Origin of the sequence: Bacillus siamensis KCTC 13613, from assembly GCF_000262045.1 — a bacterium.
Classification (GTDB): Bacteria; Bacillota; Bacilli; order Bacillales; family Bacillaceae; genus Bacillus; species Bacillus siamensis.
Window position 1 is genome coordinate 389,315 of the sequence record NZ_AJVF01000039.1, and the last position, 16,923, is coordinate 406,237.

General features: G+C 46.4%; 20 protein-coding genes and 1 pseudogene. 12 read left to right on the forward strand and 9 right to left on the reverse strand.

From position 1 onward, the window contains the following. Positions 1–12 precede the first annotated feature (12 nt). From Y79_RS0110625 to Y79_RS0110650, 6 genes are all read left to right on the forward strand, one after another. Positions 13–492 carry a hypothetical protein gene (locus Y79_RS0110625; RefSeq protein WP_016937657.1) on the forward strand — a complete coding sequence of 160 codons (480 nt, stop codon included), beginning with the start codon at positions 13–15 and terminating at the stop codon, positions 490–492. Positions 493–565: 73 nt separating this feature from the next. Then, complete coding sequence (locus tag Y79_RS0110630) at positions 566–754, forward strand: CsbD family protein (protein WP_016937658.1); 189 nt, start codon at positions 566–568, stop codon at positions 752–754. A 351-nt stretch (positions 755–1,105) separates the two neighbouring features. Next, complete coding sequence (gene ureA, locus Y79_RS0110635) at positions 1,106–1,423, forward strand: urease subunit gamma (protein WP_016937659.1); 318 nt, start codon at positions 1,106–1,108, stop codon at positions 1,421–1,423. After that, on the forward strand, positions 1,420–1,794 hold the full coding sequence (gene ureB, locus Y79_RS0110640; protein ID WP_016937660.1) for an urease subunit beta: 375 nt from the start codon (positions 1,420–1,422) through the stop codon (positions 1,792–1,794). The genes ureA and ureB overlap by 4 nt, the downstream gene beginning before the upstream one ends. Next, positions 1,791–3,500 (forward strand): urease subunit alpha, encoded by a 1,710-nt coding sequence (gene ureC, locus Y79_RS0110645; protein WP_016937661.1) that lies wholly within the window; start codon positions 1,791–1,793, stop codon positions 3,498–3,500. The genes ureB and ureC overlap by 4 nt, the downstream gene beginning before the upstream one ends. 140 nt (positions 3,501–3,640) lie before the next feature. Beyond that, on the forward strand, positions 3,641–4,045 hold the full coding sequence (locus Y79_RS0110650) for an Rrf2 family transcriptional regulator (RefSeq protein ID WP_016937662.1): 405 nt from the start codon (positions 3,641–3,643) through the stop codon (positions 4,043–4,045). Between the two features lie 286 nt (positions 4,046–4,331). On the opposite strand, the gene xynA is transcribed toward Y79_RS0110650, so the two are convergent. The 3 genes from xynA to cls form a co-directional block, all read right to left on the reverse strand. Beyond that, positions 4,332–4,973 carry an endo-1,4-beta-xylanase XynA gene (gene xynA, locus Y79_RS0110655; protein WP_016937663.1) on the reverse strand — a complete coding sequence of 214 codons (642 nt, stop codon included), beginning with the start codon at positions 4,971–4,973 and terminating at the stop codon, positions 4,332–4,334. A gap of 398 nt (positions 4,974–5,371) precedes the next feature. Next, on the reverse strand, positions 5,372–5,758 hold the full coding sequence (locus Y79_RS0110660; protein WP_016937664.1) for a DUF5362 family protein: 387 nt from the start codon (positions 5,756–5,758) through the stop codon (positions 5,372–5,374). 137 nt (positions 5,759–5,895) lie between these two features. Next, positions 5,896–7,344 carry a cardiolipin synthase gene (gene cls / locus Y79_RS0110665; protein ID WP_016937665.1) on the reverse strand — a complete coding sequence of 483 codons (1,449 nt, stop codon included), beginning with the start codon at positions 7,342–7,344 and terminating at the stop codon, positions 5,896–5,898. Between the two features lie 220 nt (positions 7,345–7,564). Here cls and Y79_RS0110670 point away from each other — a divergent pair, with 220 nt between their 5' ends. Further along, positions 7,565–8,002: a DUF5392 family protein gene (locus tag Y79_RS0110670; RefSeq protein WP_016937666.1), complete on the forward strand. Its 438-nt coding sequence runs from the start codon at positions 7,565–7,567 to the stop codon at positions 8,000–8,002. A 31-nt stretch (positions 8,003–8,033) separates the two neighbouring features. Here the strand turns inward: Y79_RS0110670 and Y79_RS0110675 are convergent. Together Y79_RS0110675 and Y79_RS0110680 are read right to left on the reverse strand one after the other, a co-directional pair. Then, a pseudogene (locus tag Y79_RS0110675) lies at positions 8,034–8,485 on the reverse strand (DUF5362 family protein). Then, positions 8,482–8,973 (reverse strand): GNAT family N-acetyltransferase, encoded by a 492-nt coding sequence (locus Y79_RS0110680; RefSeq protein ID WP_095241277.1) that lies wholly within the window; start codon positions 8,971–8,973, stop codon positions 8,482–8,484. Before Y79_RS0110680 ends, Y79_RS0110675 begins: the two are co-directional and overlap by 4 nt. Positions 8,974–9,110: 137 nt before the next feature. Between Y79_RS0110680 and Y79_RS0110685 the strand changes: the two genes are divergently transcribed. Next, positions 9,111–9,980: a stage II sporulation protein SpoIIQ gene (locus Y79_RS0110685; RefSeq protein WP_016937669.1), complete on the forward strand. Its 870-nt coding sequence runs from the start codon at positions 9,111–9,113 to the stop codon at positions 9,978–9,980. A gap of 91 nt (positions 9,981–10,071) precedes the next feature. Beyond that, positions 10,072–10,551 carry a VanZ family protein gene (locus Y79_RS0110690; protein WP_016937670.1) on the forward strand — a complete coding sequence of 160 codons (480 nt, stop codon included), beginning with the start codon at positions 10,072–10,074 and terminating at the stop codon, positions 10,549–10,551. On the opposite strand, the gene Y79_RS01000000120125 is transcribed toward Y79_RS0110690, so the two are convergent. Continuing rightward, positions 10,523–10,891, reverse strand: coding sequence for a hypothetical protein (locus Y79_RS01000000120125; protein WP_016937671.1), 369 nt, complete (start codon positions 10,889–10,891; stop codon positions 10,523–10,525). The two genes, Y79_RS0110690 and Y79_RS01000000120125, sit on opposite strands and share 29 nt — an antisense overlap. Positions 10,892–11,136: 245 nt before the next feature. Next, positions 11,137–11,712 carry an undecaprenyl-diphosphatase gene (locus Y79_RS0110700; protein ID WP_016937672.1) on the reverse strand — a complete coding sequence of 192 codons (576 nt, stop codon included), beginning with the start codon at positions 11,710–11,712 and terminating at the stop codon, positions 11,137–11,139. A 164-nt stretch (positions 11,713–11,876) separates the two neighbouring features. Between Y79_RS0110700 and ftsW the strand changes: the two genes are divergently transcribed. Further along, positions 11,877–13,031: a putative lipid II flippase FtsW gene (gene ftsW / locus Y79_RS0110705; protein ID WP_016937673.1), complete on the forward strand. Its 1,155-nt coding sequence runs from the start codon at positions 11,877–11,879 to the stop codon at positions 13,029–13,031. A gap of 53 nt (positions 13,032–13,084) precedes the next feature. On the opposite strand, the gene Y79_RS0110710 is transcribed toward ftsW, so the two are convergent. Then, entirely contained in the window at positions 13,085–13,435 is a 351-nt protein-coding gene (locus tag Y79_RS0110710; protein WP_003151222.1) for a P-II family nitrogen regulator, read from the reverse strand. Positions 13,436–13,452: 17 nt separating this feature from the next. Next, positions 13,453–14,664, reverse strand: coding sequence for an ammonium transporter (locus Y79_RS0110715; RefSeq protein ID WP_016937674.1), 1,212 nt, complete (start codon positions 14,662–14,664; stop codon positions 13,453–13,455). A 252-nt stretch (positions 14,665–14,916) separates the two neighbouring features. Between Y79_RS0110715 and Y79_RS0110720 the strand changes: the two genes are divergently transcribed. After that, the gene (locus Y79_RS0110720; RefSeq protein ID WP_016937675.1) at positions 14,917–15,483 is read left to right on the forward strand and encodes an isochorismatase family protein; all 567 of its coding nucleotides are present in this window, start codon (positions 14,917–14,919) and stop codon (positions 15,481–15,483) included. Further along, the gene (locus Y79_RS0110725; RefSeq protein ID WP_016937676.1) at positions 15,480–16,844 is read left to right on the forward strand and encodes an MFS transporter; all 1,365 of its coding nucleotides are present in this window, start codon (positions 15,480–15,482) and stop codon (positions 16,842–16,844) included. The genes Y79_RS0110720 and Y79_RS0110725 overlap by 4 nt, the downstream gene beginning before the upstream one ends. The last annotated feature ends 79 nt before the right edge of the window (positions 16,845–16,923 follow it).

Consider the following 16,923-nt stretch of genomic DNA (forward strand, 5'->3'; position numbering starts at 1 on the left):
AGGAGGGATTTGTTGTTCGGATTTAATGATATGATAAAGTTTTTCGTATCCTTTCTCATCATTTTACCGATGGTGTCTGTCATCCATGTGTCAGGCCACAGCTTTATGGCGATGCTGTTCGGAGGCAAAGCGTCATTGGATATCGGTATGGGGAAACGTTTTTTAAAAGTGGGGCCGATTCAGGTGCGGCGTATCTACTTTATAGATTCTTTTTGCCAATTCGGCGAATTGCGGATAGATAACCGTCTGACGAGCGCGCTCGTCTATTCCGGAGGCTGTCTGTTTAATCTCGCTTCTATTTTTATAATAAATCTGCTGATCATGAAAGATGTTCTCGAGCCAAATTTATTTTTTTACCAATTTGTCTATTTTTCAACGTATTATGTATTCTTTGCCCTTCTGCCGGTCAAACACGGGGATAATAAGCTGTCAGACGGATTGGCCGTTTACAAAGTGCTCCGCTACGGGGAGCGCTGTGAAATCAATAATTGAGAGTTTACATGTTTGCGATAATGCTGAAAGGGAAGAAAACAAGTACACAGAACAAAAAAGGAGCTGAAGAGATATGAGTCAAGATAACGGGTTAAAAGACAAAGTAAAAGGCGGCATGAACAAAATGAAAGGGGAAGCGAAGGACAAAGCAGGTGACATGGCAAACAAGTCCGACTTAAAAGCGGAAGGGAAGAAGGACAAAGCGAAAGGCAGCCTGCAAAAGGGTGTCGGCGAAACGAAAGATAAACTCAGTGACGATTAATTTGATATCGAAACAAAGCAAAAGCCCAAAATATTTTGGGCTTTTTGTTATGAGAAATGACAAAAATTCCAGTTCGTTTGGTTAATATTCACTAACTTTTTAAATATTCTATAAATTTTACGATAATTTCTTTATAATATTCACAAAGAATGTGATCTCTCTTCACATTTGATTAAACGTTTGTTTTAAAAAAATAAGAAATCTGGAATTTCTGCAAAAGGAATCAGGCCGTTCACCGTCGAATACTTTTTATCACTTAACATTTCATGAGGTGAAGGGGGTGGTAACCGCCTGCATCGTCTCGGTATGACCATGTGGATTGCGTTTGACTATCACTAAGGGGGAATACAGATGAAACTGACACCGGTTGAACAAGAAAAATTGCTTATTTTCACAGCGGGAGAGCTCGCAAAACAGCGGAAAGAGCGCGGCGTTCTGCTGAATTATCCTGAAGCTGCCGCATATTTGACCTGTTACCTGATGGAAGGCGCCAGAGACGGAAAAAGTGTTGCTGAGCTGATGGAATCCGGCCGCAGCGTATTGACGGAAAAAGACGTTATGGAAGGCGTTCCGGAAATGCTGGACAGCATTCAGGTGGAAGCGACGTTTCCGGACGGGGTCAAGCTTGTCACCGTTCATCAGCCCATCAAAGCGGAGGTGAAGTCATGAAGCCGGGAGCCATTCAAGTCGCAAAGGGGACCATCACCATTAACGAAGGCCGAAAGACGCTGGAGGTATCAGTCACCAATCATGGAACGCGGTCAGTGCAGGTAGGGTCGCATTTTCATTTTGCGGAAGCCAACGGCGCCCTGTCCTTCAATCGGGAGAAAGCAATCGGCATGCGTCTTGACATCCCGTCAGGCACCTCAGTCCGTTTTGAACCGGGAGAAGAGAAAACCGTCACACTCGTGGAAATCGGAGGACGAAAAACGGTCAGAGGCCTGAACGGCATGGCCGATACGTATATGGATGAGCGGGGAAAAGAAAAGACTCTGTCGAATCTTAAAAAAGCCGGATGGATGGAGGAAGCGATCCGATGAAAATGTCACGTGAGCAATACGCAGAACTGTTCGGACCGACAACGGGAGACAAAGTCAGACTCGGAGATACGGATTTATGGATTGAAGTCGAAAAAGACTTCACGAATTACGGAGAAGAAATGATATTCGGCGGAGGAAAAACAATCCGGGACGGCATGGGGCAAAACGGGCGTATCACCGGGAAAGACGGGGCGCTTGACCTGGTCATTACAAATGCCGTCGTTCTGGATTACACAGGGATCGTCAAGGCGGATATCGGGGTGAAGGACGGCCGGATTGTCGGTGTCGGGAAAAGCGGGAACCCGGATATTATGGATGGGGTGGACCCGCACATGGTCATCGGCGCCGGAACAGAAGTCATTTCCGGCGAAGGAAAAATCGTAACGGCCGGCGGCGTTGATACGCACATCCACTTCATCTGCCCGCAGCAGATGGAAGTCGCGCTTTCTTCAGGCGTGACCACGCTTCTGGGCGGCGGAACGGGCCCTGCGACGGGAAGTAAAGCGACGACCTGTACATCCGGCGCATGGTACATGGCGAGAATGCTGGAGGCGGCTGAGCAGTTTCCGATCAATGTCGGCTTTTTAGGGAAAGGGAATGCCTCTGATAAAGCGCCTCTCATTGAACAGACAGAAGCCGGCGCGATCGGCCTGAAGCTGCATGAAGATTGGGGATCAACGCCAAGCGCCATTAAAGCATGCATGGAAGTCGCGGATGAGGCGGATATTCAGGTGGCAATCCACACAGACACGATTAATGAAGCGGGCTTTTTAGAAAATACGCTTGATGCGATCGGCGACCGGGTTATCCATACATATCACATAGAGGGAGCCGGCGGAGGCCATGCACCGGATATTATGAAACTCGCTTCTTACGCCAATATTCTGCCGTCCTCTACGACGCCGACGATTCCGTATACGGTCAACACGATGGACGAGCATCTTGATATGATGATGGTCTGCCATCATTTAGATTCAAAAGTCCCTGAAGACGTGGCGTTCAGTCATTCACGCATCAGAGCGGCCACCATCGCGGCGGAGGATATTCTGCACGATATCGGCGCGATCAGCATGACATCATCTGACTCGCAGGCGATGGGCAGGGTGGGAGAAGTGATTATCCGGACATGGCAGGTTGCCGATAAAATGAAGAAGCAGCGGGGCGCTCTTTCAGGAGAAAGCGGCAATGATAATGTGCGCGCCAAACGCTATGTCGCCAAATACACGATCAATCCTGCCGTCACTCACGGCCTGAGTCATGAAGTCGGTTCCGTTGAAAAAGGAAAGCTCGCTGACCTCGTATTGTGGGATCCGGTTTTCTTCGGCGTCAAACCTGAACTTGTGCTCAAAGGGGGCATGATCGCCCGCGCCCAGATGGGAGACCCGAATGCTTCCATTCCGACGCCTGAGCCTGTGTTTATGCGCCAGATGTACGCATCCTACGGGAAAGCAAACCGCAATACGTCTATTACATTTATGTCCCAGGCCGGTATCGCAAACGGCGTACCGGAAAAGCTCGGGCTTGAAAAAATGATTTCCCCCGTACGGAATATCCGCAAGCTGAGTAAGCTCGACATGAAGCTGAATGACGCGATGCCGAATATACAAGTCGATCCGAAAACCTATCAGGTGTTCGCCGACGGTGAAGAACTGGCATGCCAGCCTGTCAGCTATGTTCCGCTCGGACAGCGTTATTTCTTATTTTAATCCCTCTCCGGCCGGTTTCCGCCGGCCTATTTACACCTCAATTGTCAACTTGATTTCATCCTGCCGCGTATTTTAGTGTATATTAATAATTGAAAAACAAATGAAATGTAACCATAGTGGTTACACCGGTGGTGAAAAACATGATTAACAGCCGTCTTGCTGTGGCCATTCACATTCTTTCGCTGATCTCAACGGATGAACGGGCATCGTCAGATATGATTGCGGACAGCGTAAACACCAATCCCGTCGTAGTGCGGAGAACGATCAGCCAGCTGAAAAAAGCAGGTCTTCTGACATCCCGGGCAGGTGTTGCGGGAGCCAGCCTGAAAAAAGATCCGTCGGAGATTACCCTCTTAGAGGTTTACAGGGCGGTACAAAATAAGGAAGAGCTTTTTGCGGTTCACGACAATCCGAATCCGGACTGTCCGGTCGGCAAAAATATTCAGCACGCGCTTGATGAGACGTTCGGAAGCGTACAGCGGGCAATGGAGAATGAACTGGCGAACAAATCTCTTTATGATGTAATGAATCATCTCTTTTGTTAAAAAGAGATGGGTTCATGCCGTCACAAGTGTAATGAAAATGGTTACAGATAATAAGGAGGAAAAGCGGGAAGAGCCTTTATGATAGAAGCGAAGGAACGCAGGCATGAAATGACAGCCATCGGAGACATGTATCAAACGTAAAAGATCAAGAGGCTGCGGTTTTGGCTCCATATTTGGAGTCCAACTAAAAGACCGTCGCCTCTTAGCACTCACAATCATATTGATTTTAAAATTTCTCAAGGAACGATCAGCAGCCCGTTAGCTGCCCCTGATTAAAGATGATCTGTTACCACACTGTTACGTTAGAACTCCCGCTGCTTTGGTATCCCTCTGTCGCTAAGACTTGGTAAGACCAATTACTGCCCAGATTCATTCCATGACTCTTCCATGCGTTAACATGATTGCTGAAAGTGATTGTAGCGTTGCTTCCAGTTGGTCTCTTTGTCTGACGGACACTCCAGTACTGCGTAAAAGTAGTGTTATCGCCATCAATGGAAGGTGCGTTATAACGTGTCGTTGTATAGATGTCATATGTACCTCCATCACTTTTTACAGTACCTTTATACGCTCCGGTAGGTCTGTAAGTACCCCATGAATCCACTACATAATATTCGATGAGAGGTGATCTCGTCCAGCCATATAAAGTCAAATATCCATTGCCATTCGGCGCCCAAACTCCGGCATTATAGTTTATGGTCCTGAATGGGGAACCTGTCGTCCAGCCTTTACCAACAACGAAATTTCCGGTATTGGACCAATTGACACTGTAATTCCCGCCAGACCCATTGACAGCGTTTACGATTCCGCCTCCATCAGTCCAATTTTGCCAGTAGTCTGTGCCGGCAGCAGACGCAGTTGACGAAAACAAGCTAATACCCATTAAAGCTGTCGTTAATCCAACTAAGAACTTTTTTTTAAATTTAAACATATGTGACCTCCTATAATATTTTTTCTGACTTTGACGTGAGGCAGCACCCGTATAGATTTAAAACCTTCTTAATGACTAACGCCAAAGCTTTTGATCGCCCCTTCAATATCATATCACGAATGCATAAGTGAAGATTATGAGTATTTGTAATTTAATTACAAAGGCCTAAAAAATACATTATGGGCGGTCCTGTTCCGCCATAGCCTTATTCTTTTTTCGCAGAATCACAATTCTTGTTTCTGAATCTGACGGAGTCATCTGTCATGTTTTACTTTGTATTCGATGTAAGAGGGGATTTAATCGCCAATACCTGCAGAGGAATGGCCAGCCTCTTCAAAAGGCAATAATGGAGCTGCAAGCCGTATAAGAAAAAATCCCGGGCTCACGCGCCGGGATTTTTAATATGTATTTGCATCAATGTTATCAAACATACCGTCAACAATGCCGAACGTCATGAGGACAATGAAGAGAATGATGCTGAGAACGGACAGGCCGATCGTTACAATGAGGTAGATCCCCTGCATTTTCACGAATTTTGCGTAATTCTCCAGCATATGTTCCTCTGTCAGTTCATTGAACTGTTCCGCCATCTGTCCGGCTTCTTTTGCCGAGCGCATCAGAAAAATGCCGGCAATAATCTGCAAAACGCCGGGAATGGCTCCGATTAAGAAGAAAAACGCACCCCCCAGCGCCGCAAATGCGCCCATAATAATGAATAAAATACCTGTCGCTTTTCCCCATTTCGAAATAGAAATAAGCGAACGATTCACTGATTCAGGTTTCAAAACATGGCACTCCTTTACAAAAAAATACTCACTTTTCATTTATACACTATTCGGTCATTCTTTTGAATATAAAATGTGTTTTTTTCCTGCTGTGCATCCGTTTCTATATGATAAAATTCCCGGGATACACCCGGGAATTACAAAATTGGCGACAGAAGCCTTGAAACCGATTCTTTAATGCGGATCCACAGCGAACGCTCCTGATATTCTTCATACGTATATTTTCTGGAGACGAGCAGATCTTCTTTAAATGAGGAAATGAGCTTTTTCGCGATGGTGACGTCATAAATAAAGGCGTTGACTTCAAAATTAAGCCTGAAGCTTCTGACGTCGATATTCGCGGTACCGACCGAAGCCGTCTCATCATCGACGACAATCGTTTTCGCATGAATAAAGCCGTTATCGTAAATGTAGACCGAGGCCCCGGCTTTCAAAAGATCGCCTATGTAAGATAAAGTCGCCCAGTAAACGAAAGCGTGATCCGGTTTGTTCGGGATCATGATTTTGACGTCGATGCCTGACAGACAGGCTATCCTGAGGGCGTCTAGAAGACTGGAGTCAGGAATAAAGTAAGGCGTCTGAATCAGGATCGACCGTTTCGCCGTTGAGATCATCTTAATATAGCCGTTTTTAATTTGTTCCCATTCTGAATCCGGTCCGCTTGTGACAATCTGCATCCCGACATTGCCCTTCGGCTCGCATTCCGGAAAATGATTCGGAACGTAAGTGAGCGTATGGTGATGGGAGGCTTGGTTCCAATCGAGGATAAACCGTGTCTGAATGGCATGTACCGCCGTACCTTGAAGCCTGAGGTGCGTATCCCGCCAATAGCCGAATTTCGGATTCAGGCCGAGATATTCATCTCCGACGTTAAAGCCGCCGACATAGCCGGTTTCGCCGTCAATAATCACGAGCTTGCGGTGATTCCGATAATTGAGCCGCAAATTAATCGGCCGAAGCCTGGAAGGAAAGAAGACTTCCACATGGCCGCCGGCGTCCCGCAGCGGCTTGAAGAATTTTTTTCTGAGTGATCGTGAACCGAGTTCATCATATAACACTCTGACCTTTACGCCTTCCTGTGCTTTTTTTACTAAGGCGTCACGCAATTTTTTTCCCAGCTCATCACCTTTATAAATATAGTATTGAAGGTGAATGTGATCTTTTGCGTTGGAAATGTCCTGCATTAAACGTTTGAACTTATCGCGCCCGTCCGTTAAAATCTCAACCGAATTATCCTCTGTAAAAACCGCGTGGTTGTTCATGACAAGCATATAGATGAGATCTTTATTATCCACGGTCGCCCTGTTGTTAAATTGGAATTGCCTCGACTTCAGATCTTTCAGCTGAGACTTCAGCAGCTTTTCAATCCCGATCTTTTTACGGTCTTCCCATTGAAACAGGTGCTTGCGTCTCAGGTTATGGCCGAATAACAGGTATAAAATAAACCCTAAAATGGGAATAAAAAAAAGAACCAAGAGCCAGGCCCATGAAGCGCTGGCGTCGCGTCTTTCTTTGAAAATCATGATGACGGCCAAAAGTATATTTAAAACGAAAAAAAATCCGAATAAAATAAATGAAATGCTCACTTTGCAACCCCGCTATATCATATTTATCAAGACTGTGCCCATTAGTATTCCGACAAGTGCAGCAATCTGATTCCCATTTCAAATTATAACATTGACAATTTAAAAGAATAAAGAGCCGGAATCAAAGATGGATGCAGTTTTCTTTCAAAGAAAGTTCCGGGTGCGGTAGAATAAGCATATATGAAAAAGAAGACAAAAATGACAGCAAAGGGGAGAGGGTATGAAGCTGGAACATGCGGAACAATTGCCGGGATTCATAAAAAAAGAAATTCAGAAAATACAAATCGCCATCGCACCGCTGATGAAAAAAAGCATCATTTACCGTTTTCTCGCTTTCCCGCTCGCCGCTTTTAGTCTGTTTCATCTGGCATCGCTTTTGATTCAGGCTCCTTCCGGGAGAGGAGCTCTCGTGTCGGCCGGCATTTTTGCACTCCTTGCGGCTCTGGGTCTTGCGTTTTTTAAAGAAGCCGGCTACCAGCGGAAACAGGTGCAAAAAACGATCCGCCTGTATATGCTGAACAGAATCAGAAAAAGCAATATTCTGTCCGAGGAACGGAAAAGCGCCTATACCCGATTGGTAGCGGAGGAGCCGTCTGCGATGAAAAGCTTTATTGAATTCTTAACAGAAGAAGATCGAAAAAAAGAGATGCTGTATTAAAAAAGAGCTGACGCGCGATCAGCTCTTTTTGTCATTCAAACACAGGGTGTTCTCATAGTAATATGAATCAGGCGCGTCATACGTATTAGTGCTGTGGTAAGCCACAATTCCGATGACAGCGAAAATGACGAATAAAATAAAAGCGATAATGCCCAATGCCACACTCGATACCGCGTAAAAAAACTGCATTTTGATAAAGGATGCGTAATGTTCGAGCATATTTTCTTCCGCGTTTTCTTCTGATTCTTCCTGAAGGGCGGCTGCGGCTTTTGCCGAGCGCATCAGCATGACGCCGGAAATGATGAGCAAAACACCCGGTATGGCTCCGAGCAGCGTCACAATGGCTGACAGAGCGGAAAGAGAGCCCGTGATGATCAGAAATACGGCGGTGATCTTTCCCCATTTGGCGATGTCGGCAAGGGAACGGGCTTTTTTATTGAGCGGCTGGTTACCGTCTTTTTCTTCTTTATCGATGCTGATCATGACAGTTCTCTCCCTAAAATGTTCAAGTCATATCGTTTTCCGTCCATTTCGGCGATACCCGGGAATACGCCCCATTCGGTAAAACCGAATTTTTCAAACAGCTTAATGCTCGGCACATTATGGCCGAAGATAAAAGCCATCAGATTACGGATGCCGATCTTCGGAGCCATCTCAAGGGCTTCTTTCAGCAGAAAGCTTCCCGCTCCTTTGCCCCGGCAATCCTGGTGCAGATAAATACTGATCTCCGCCGTTTTGTCATAGGCCGGACGGCCGTAAAACGTTTCGAAGCTGATCCAGGCCGCCACTTTTCCGTTTTCATCTTCCGCGACCATCAGCGGGCGCCTGTCCGTGTGCCGCAAAAACCAATCCATCCGGTCTTCGGGCGTCACTTCTTCCGTATCAGCCGTGACCATCCTTGAGGCGATCGTCGAGTTGTATATAGCCACAACCGCATCTAAATCTTCCAATACGGCTTTGCGCAGGGTCAAATTCATATTCCGGGATCTCCCTTCACATTTCATTACATAATTATGAGCAATCTGCACATACTACTTCAAAAAAGTTTTTTTATGATGTGTATATATTTTCAGAAAAGTGTTCAGAATGTTGCTGAGGTGATGAACAAATGAGAGAGGAAGAAAAGAAAACTTCTCAAGTCAAAAAACTTCAGCGATTCTTTCGCAAACGCTGGATATTCCCTGCAATTTACTTAGTCAGTGCGGCCGTCATTTTAACAGCTGTCCTTTGGTATCAATCCGTTTCAAATGATGTGAAGGACAATCTGACGAATAACGGCGGAAACTCCGCGTATGACAGCGGCAAAGACGATGCCGTCGAAGTAGGAAAGTCAATGGAAAACGTCGCAATGCCGGCTGCTCATTCTGAAAATGTTTCTGTTGTGAAAAAGTTTTATGAAACGAATGCCGCAAAAAAAGAGAAAGAAGCAGCACTTGTTAACTATAATAACACGTACAGCCTAAGTAAAGGAATTGACTTAGCTGAGAAAGACGGAAAATCATTTGACGTTTCCGCTTCTCTGAGCGGTACGGTTGTGAAAGCTGCTAAAGATCCGGTACTGGGATATGTGGTTGAAATTGAACACTCAGACGGCCTGTCTACTGTCTATCAGTCTCTATCTGAAGTCAGCGTTGATCAGGGCGACAAAGTGAAGCAGAACCAGGTTATCGGAAAATCAGGAAAAAACCTTTACAGTGAAGAAAGCGGAAATCACGTACACTTTGAAATCCGCAAAGACGGCGTAGCAATGAATCCGCTGAACTTTATGGACAAACCGGTAACATCTATTGAAAAAGCGGCAGCTGAAGAGAAAAACGCTGTAACAGAAGAAACGGAAGGGTCCATTCAGCAGTCTTCCGAGAAAAAAGATGTGACGCCTAAACAAGAAACCGAGGAAAAACCCGGCGGTAAAGAAGACGGCACAAAAGACAAGACAGATGGTAAAGATGACGGTTCAATGAAAGATTCAGGCAAGTAACTGTGATCCCTAAGCGCCTATCAGCTCTGATAGGCGCTTTTCATTTTGCCTCATATGCCTTTATACTAATAGAAAACGAGGGAGATGCTGAATGAATAAATGTCTGGCGGCAGGATGGCTCGTCTTTATTTTCATTTCTGCTTTGACTGAAAGCTTTCACGATATGATTGTGACGAAGACGATGGCCTTCCGTTTCACGCCCCATCCGGATGCATCCGGTTTCTTTGTGTTCGATATGGCGGAGCTCACCGTACCTGAAGCGGCGATTCAAAAGCTCGGGCACGCGTTTTCCTTTTTTGTGCTCACCTGTTTGTTTTTCAGAGAGCGCAGACGCATGAAGAGGGCGGTGCTCTATGCATTGGCCGCCGCCTTCCTGTCAGAAATCGTCCAGCTCTTTTTCGGCAGAAACGGCTGCCTCCGTGATGTGCTGATTGACAGTCTCGGCATTGCTGTATTCTGTGTTTTACAAAGGAAAAAAGTGAGAATGCTCCATTTTTACGAAGCAATCAGAAGTACACCACTACTACAGCTTCCGCAAGTCATTATTTTAGTTTCTCTAATTCTTCTATAGTGTATGTAGTAACAGGAGCCGCTTGATCATCATCTTTTTCCCTCCATCCTTTCCACACTCGTTGATTGTACTTATCTTTTCTTTTTTGTTCCCATTTTTTTTGTTCCTTACTAGTACCTGTTGTATACTTTCCTTTTTGTGCGAATCTTTTTCTTGTTTTTTCGCTACTCTTGCTAAGTGTTTGTCGTACATTATTCATCGAATACAGTTCTTCCTGTTTCAATCTCTTCTTTTTCTCTATAGCTTCAGGAGACTTCTCTCTGGCTCGTTGTTTTTCTCTAATCTCTCTCCTTTTTCTTTGACCTAAGGTTTCATTTTTAAATTGATTTTCTTCTCTCATTTTAAACTAGCTCCTTCCACTAGAATATTTATGCAAAACTTAAATCACTTTTATTATAAACAAATGATGTTTTTCTCTCACTTATATCTTGTTGTTATTCCTGATATGATGCTGGGTTTTTCGTGACCAAGGCAGACAACGGAACGCGCCTTGGCTGCAGCTGAAGGAGTTGTGCGGCAGGGCGACCGTAAAAACATAGCGCCAAACATACAAAAACCGGCAGTCTGTGAAAGACGCCGGCTTTTTTATATATGATGGTTTGTCGATTTGTTTTTATGAACGATACTTTCGTAGATTCGCACGATCAGGTCGACAATCGGACGAAGCACATTTGAAAATCTGAACAGCAGGAATCCGACAACGAGGGAAACGATAATGCTTCCGAGTACATCAATCGGATAATGGTGGCCGACCCAAATTCTTGAGAAGCCGGTCAAAAGGCCGAAAATCACCAGCGGCCAGCCGAGTTTTTTGTTGCGGAACAGAATCGCAATTGAAATGGCCAAAGCGCCTGTCGTATGGTCACTCGGAAAAGAAGCATCCGCGGCATGAGGGATCAGCGTATGAACCGTATGATCGACAAAGGGGCGCGGCTCGACATAGACTTTCGTGATGAGGTAGTTGATGATAAGCGCCGCAACACCCGTGAAGCCCGCGTACAGGGCGTTTTGTCTGCCTTTTGTGTTTCCAAACAGCCACATGGAAAGCAGGAAAAGGGCGTAGGCGTAAATGGCGTATTCCGTTATAAATACCATGATAGAGTCGAGAATGGCACTATGGTGCGACAAACCATTGATCGCTTTAAATAGTTCGTAATTCACAAATATCACCTTTTATCTTTATTTTATATGAACAGTGTAATGCTTTTTTCTATGAGACACAATTGGTATTAAAAATAATTATAAAAAAGTAAACAGAATGAAACGTGACTGTATTACTGTGCGTCAAGTATGAGGGAAAAGAATAGCCGAAGGAGTTTTGTCCGTTGCTGAAACGTTTGAAAAACGCCGATCTGCCGCTTGTGTTTGTCATCATGCTGCTTTGCGGATTCGGTTTGTTAATGGTGTACAGCGCCAGTGATGTGATGGGGTCTCAGCGATACGGAGATCCATCCTATTTCTTCCATAAACAGAGAACCTCTTTGCTGATCGGAATATGCTTATTTTTATTTGCAGCCTGTCTGCCGTATAAGCGCTATGCCCGGCTTGTACCGCTGTTTGTGGTCGGATCACTGGTGTTGCTGCTGCTCGTATTGATACCGGGAATCGGGCTGGAGCGGAATTTTTCCCGCAGATGGCTGGGAGCGGGGCCGCTTGTCATACAGCCGTCTGAATTGGCGAAGATCGCGATGATTTTGTATTTCGCTGCGATTTACACGAAAAAGCAGCCGTACATTCATCAATTTGTGAAGGGGGTTCTGCCGCCTTTAGTCATTTTGGGAACGGCTTTTCTGCTGACATTGGCGGAGCCTGATTTAGGAACGGCTTCCTTAATTCTGGCGGCGTGCGGGTCAATTTTATTATGTGCCGGCTTGAAAAAGCGCCATTTGCTCGTGCTCGGCGCGACGGCGGTGTCGGGAGTCGTTTATCTCGCATTTTCCGCTTCCTATCGTGTGAAGCGCCTTGTTTCCTTTACCAATCCGTTTGGTGACGCGAACGGGGACGGCTATCAGCTGATTCAATCTTATTTCGCCATTTCCGGAGGCGGATTTTTCGGAAGAGGCCTTGGGAACAGTGTTGAAAAAATGAATTACCTGCCTGAGGCGCACACTGACTTCATTATGGCTGTGATCAGCGAAGAACTGGGGATATTCGGTGTTCTGATCGTTTTGGGATTATATTTCGCGTTAATGCTTCTCGGCGTAAAAACAGCCATGCGTGCTGATGATCCGTTCGGGAAGCTTCTCGCCATCGGAATTACGTTCCAATTGATGTTTCAGGTTGTATTGAATTTGGGAGCGATGAGCGGACTCCTCCCGGTTACAGGTGTGCCGCTTCCGTTTATCAGCTACGGCGGTTCTTCATTGATTATGACGCTGTTTTTGTGCGGCATACTGGTCAATATCAGTACATATTCAAAAAAACAAACCGTACGGCATAAGCGGCCTGTCCTGCATGAAAAAAAGGCTTCTTCTTTTTAATGAAGCACGAAAAAAAACGCCCGGGACATGCTGTCTCCGGGCGTTCTGTATGTTTATAAAGCTCCTGGTCCTTCTTCTCCGGTGCGGATATTAATCGTATTTCCGATTTCATAGACAAATATTTTGCCGTCGCCGGGCTCTCCCGTTTTCAGCACTTTTTTCGCCGTTTCCACCACTTGATCAACGGGGACCTTGCTGACAACGATTTCCACTTTCAGCCGTTCATACACATTGCTTTCAATTTTGACTCCGCGGTACAGTTCGGTGTGGGCTTTTTGAAGGCCGCAGCCGTGTACGTTGGAGAAAGTCAGCGATGTGACTCCGATTTTACCGAGTTCCTGCTTCAATGTTTCAAACTTAGCCGGACGCGTAACGATTTCTACCTTGAACATTTGACCGCTCATCTAAGTCACTCCTCACTTTATAAGTCCTGATATGCTTTTTCCCCATGCATCGTTAAATCAAGCCCGAGTGATTCTTCTTCTTCACTGGCGCGGAGGGGAATGAACAGACCTACAATTTTAATGATAACGAAAGTGACAATAAATACAAATACATAGGTTGCCGCAATGGCCGCAATCTGTTTCCAAAGCAGTCCCGGATCGCCGTAAAACAGCCCGTTTGCCCCGCCGTCATTGACGGAAGTGGTGGCGAATAAACCGGTCGCGATGCCGCCCCATGTCCCGCCGATTCCATGCAGGCCGAAAGCGTCAAGCGCATCATCGTATCCGAAAGTCTTTTTGAGCCAATACACGCCCCAAAAGCAGACAAGCCCGCCGATAAAACCGATCACGATGGAAGAAAACGGCGTAACGAACCCGGCAGCCGGCGTAATGGCGACAAGTCCGGCGATAGCGCCTGATACAGCACCCAGCATAGTCGGTTTCTTGTTCAGCATCCATTCGATTAAAATCCAGCCGATAATTCCGGCCGCAGCTGCGGTGTTTGTATTAATGAAAGCAAACATCGCGATACTGTCAAGCGTCAGGGCGCTGCCGACATTGAAGCCGAACCATCCGAACCAAATGAGCGCCCCGCCCAAGAACGTATAAATTAAGTTGTGAGGAGAAGCCGCCGTGCCGTCCTTGCGTTTCCCGAGGACAATCGCCAGAACGAGCCCGGCAACTCCGGAAGAGATGTGAACAACATTTCCGCCCGCGAAATCAAGGGCGCCCATTTGGCCGATCCAGCCGCCGCCCCATACCCAGTGCGCAACGGGTGTATATACGAGGGAAACCCACAAAAAGGAAAATAAAAGAAAAGCACTGAATCTCATGCGTTCAGCGAATGCTCCGGAAATAATCGCCGTCGTCAGGACTGCAAATGTCATTTGGAACATCATGAACAATGAATGCGGGATCGTATCACTGTAGCTTCCGGGGTCAAAACCGATTCCCTTCAGCCCCGCCCATTCAATGCCGCCAAGCCATGTATTGCCGGGAGCAAAAGCAAGTGAATATCCGTACAAAACCCAAACGACGGATACGATGGCAATGGAAGAAAAACTGTGCATCGCCGTGCTGAGCACATTTTTGCTTTTTACCATTCCGCCGTAAAATAAAGCCAGCCCGGGGGTCATCAGCCACACGAGTAAAGCGCAAAAGAACATAAATACTGTATCGCCCATCTGCATGTTGTATTCCTCCGTCTCATTCAGAATGTAATTGTGATTAATTCATTATTATAGAGAAAAAAGAATGATAAAACATTTTCGTGTAAGGTTATCTGACATGGTTTTTTGCGTTCATCATGTCGCTTTTCAAATGAACGTCATGTGACTTTATATCCATAAAAAGAGCATCGGAGCACGGAAGAAGAAATCCTGTCCGGGAAAGAGTAAAATAATCGGGGTGAGAAACACTAACTGCATCAGGAGGAATTGAATATGACAACATCTTTGAATCTGCAATTTGAAAAAACGGCTTTGGTCCTTATTGATTTACAAAAAGGCATTGTGCCGATGGATAAAAGCGGGGCCGTTGTGCCAAACGCGAAAAAATTAATTGATGTGTTCCGGGAAAAAGGCGGTTTTATCAGCTTTGTGAACGTTGATTTTCATGACGGGGCTGATGCGCTGAAGCCGCTGACGGATGAAGGGGCGGCGGGCCATTCGGCTCCGGCGGCGGATTGGGCTGAATTTGTGCCTGAAATCGGAGTGAAAGAAGATGATTATACGGTGACAAAACGGCAGTGGGGCGCGTTTTTCGGCACGGATCTGGATCTTCAGCTCAGAAGACGGGGAATCGACACGATTGTATTATGCGGGATTGCGACAAACATCGGTGTGGAAAGCACGGCGCGGGAAGCTTTTCAGCTCGGGTATCAGCAAGTTTTCGTGACTGACGCGATGGCGACGTTCAGCGATGAACAGCACGAAGCGACACTCAAGTTTATCTTCCCGAGAATCGGCAGAAGCCGGACGACGGAAGAATTTATCGCACAGACAAAATGACAATCTCCAAAAAAAGCCGCGTTCTGTTTTTGACAGCCGTGGCTTCGGGGACGATGCTGAACCCATTGAACTCGTCGATGATTTCTCTTGCGCTTCACAGTATTCAGCATGAATTTCACCTGTCGTTTACAACGGTGTCCTGGCTGATATCGTCCTTTTATCTGGCCAGTGCGGTGGCGCAGCCTGTTACCGGAAAGCTCGGTGATATGCTCGGCAGGAAGAAGCTGTTTTTGATCGGGCTTCTGCTTGTTGCCGTCTCGGCCGTCGGCGCGCCGTTTGCGCCGACTTTCATGACGTTGTTAATGATGAGACTGTTTCAATCGATCGGAAGCAGCGCGATATATCCGTCCGGCGTCGGGTTGATCCGTTCGAATATACAGGAGAAGCAGGCGTCGGCGCTTGCCGTCCTGTCGATCTTTGCATCAGCTATGACGGCGCTCGGTCCGACGCTCGGCGGTTTTCTGATCGTTTGGGGAGGGTGGCCCGCGATCTTTTTCGTCAATCTGCCGTTTATCATTCTCAGCTTTTTTCTCGGGATGTATATGTTTCCGAAAGATGAAAAGCGCGAGATCGGCGGCTTGAAAGCCGTGCTCCGCCAGCTTGATACGATCGGGATACTCCTGTTTGCCGGGGCGATTATTCTGCTTTTGTCATTTTTGTTGTCCTTCAGTACGAAGCCTCACTATACAGAAGGCGTATTCGGGCTTTTGTTTGTCGGGCTGTTTATCTGGCGCGAGCTGAAAACGGAGAAGCCTTTTATTGATGTCAGGCTGTTTAAAACGCATCGGAAACTATCGTCGGTGTATATTCAATTTATTCTGCTGAATATATTCTTTTACTGCATCTTTTTCGGACTTCCGAGCTATTTTCAGGATGAAATGCATTTGTCCGTCCAGACAAGCGGAATGATTATGCTGTTTATGTCAGGCATGAGCATCCTGGTGTCGCCTTTGACCGGAAAATGGATAGATAAAAAAGGGGTTCTTCAGCCGATTGTTGCCGGAACCTGCCTGACTGCGATCGGGGCGGTGCTGTTAACGTTCTTCTTCCTTCAGGCGCCTATGATAGGTAAGGGGCTGATTCTGTCCGTCCTGGGTGTCGGTTACGGCTTCGGCAATGTGACGTTTCAGGCGGCCATGCTGAAAACAAGTCCAGCCGACATGGTCGGAACAACGTCCGGCCTGTTTCAGACCTGCCGGTATCTCGGTTCGATTTTATCTTCCGTCATTTTGGGCATTCTTTTCGGAAAAGAAATAACCGCCGGCCATTTTCATATGCTCGGCACGATTCTTATCATTGTCGGCGTCGTAAGCCTTTTGATGGCGTTCCGGTTTTCGGTTCTTCTCAAAAAGGCCTCTTAACAGCCGCATCAAAAAGAGACGGGTACTTCCCGTCTCTTTTTTTATGTGCAATGTGCTCAAAAATCAAAACGAAAATTGT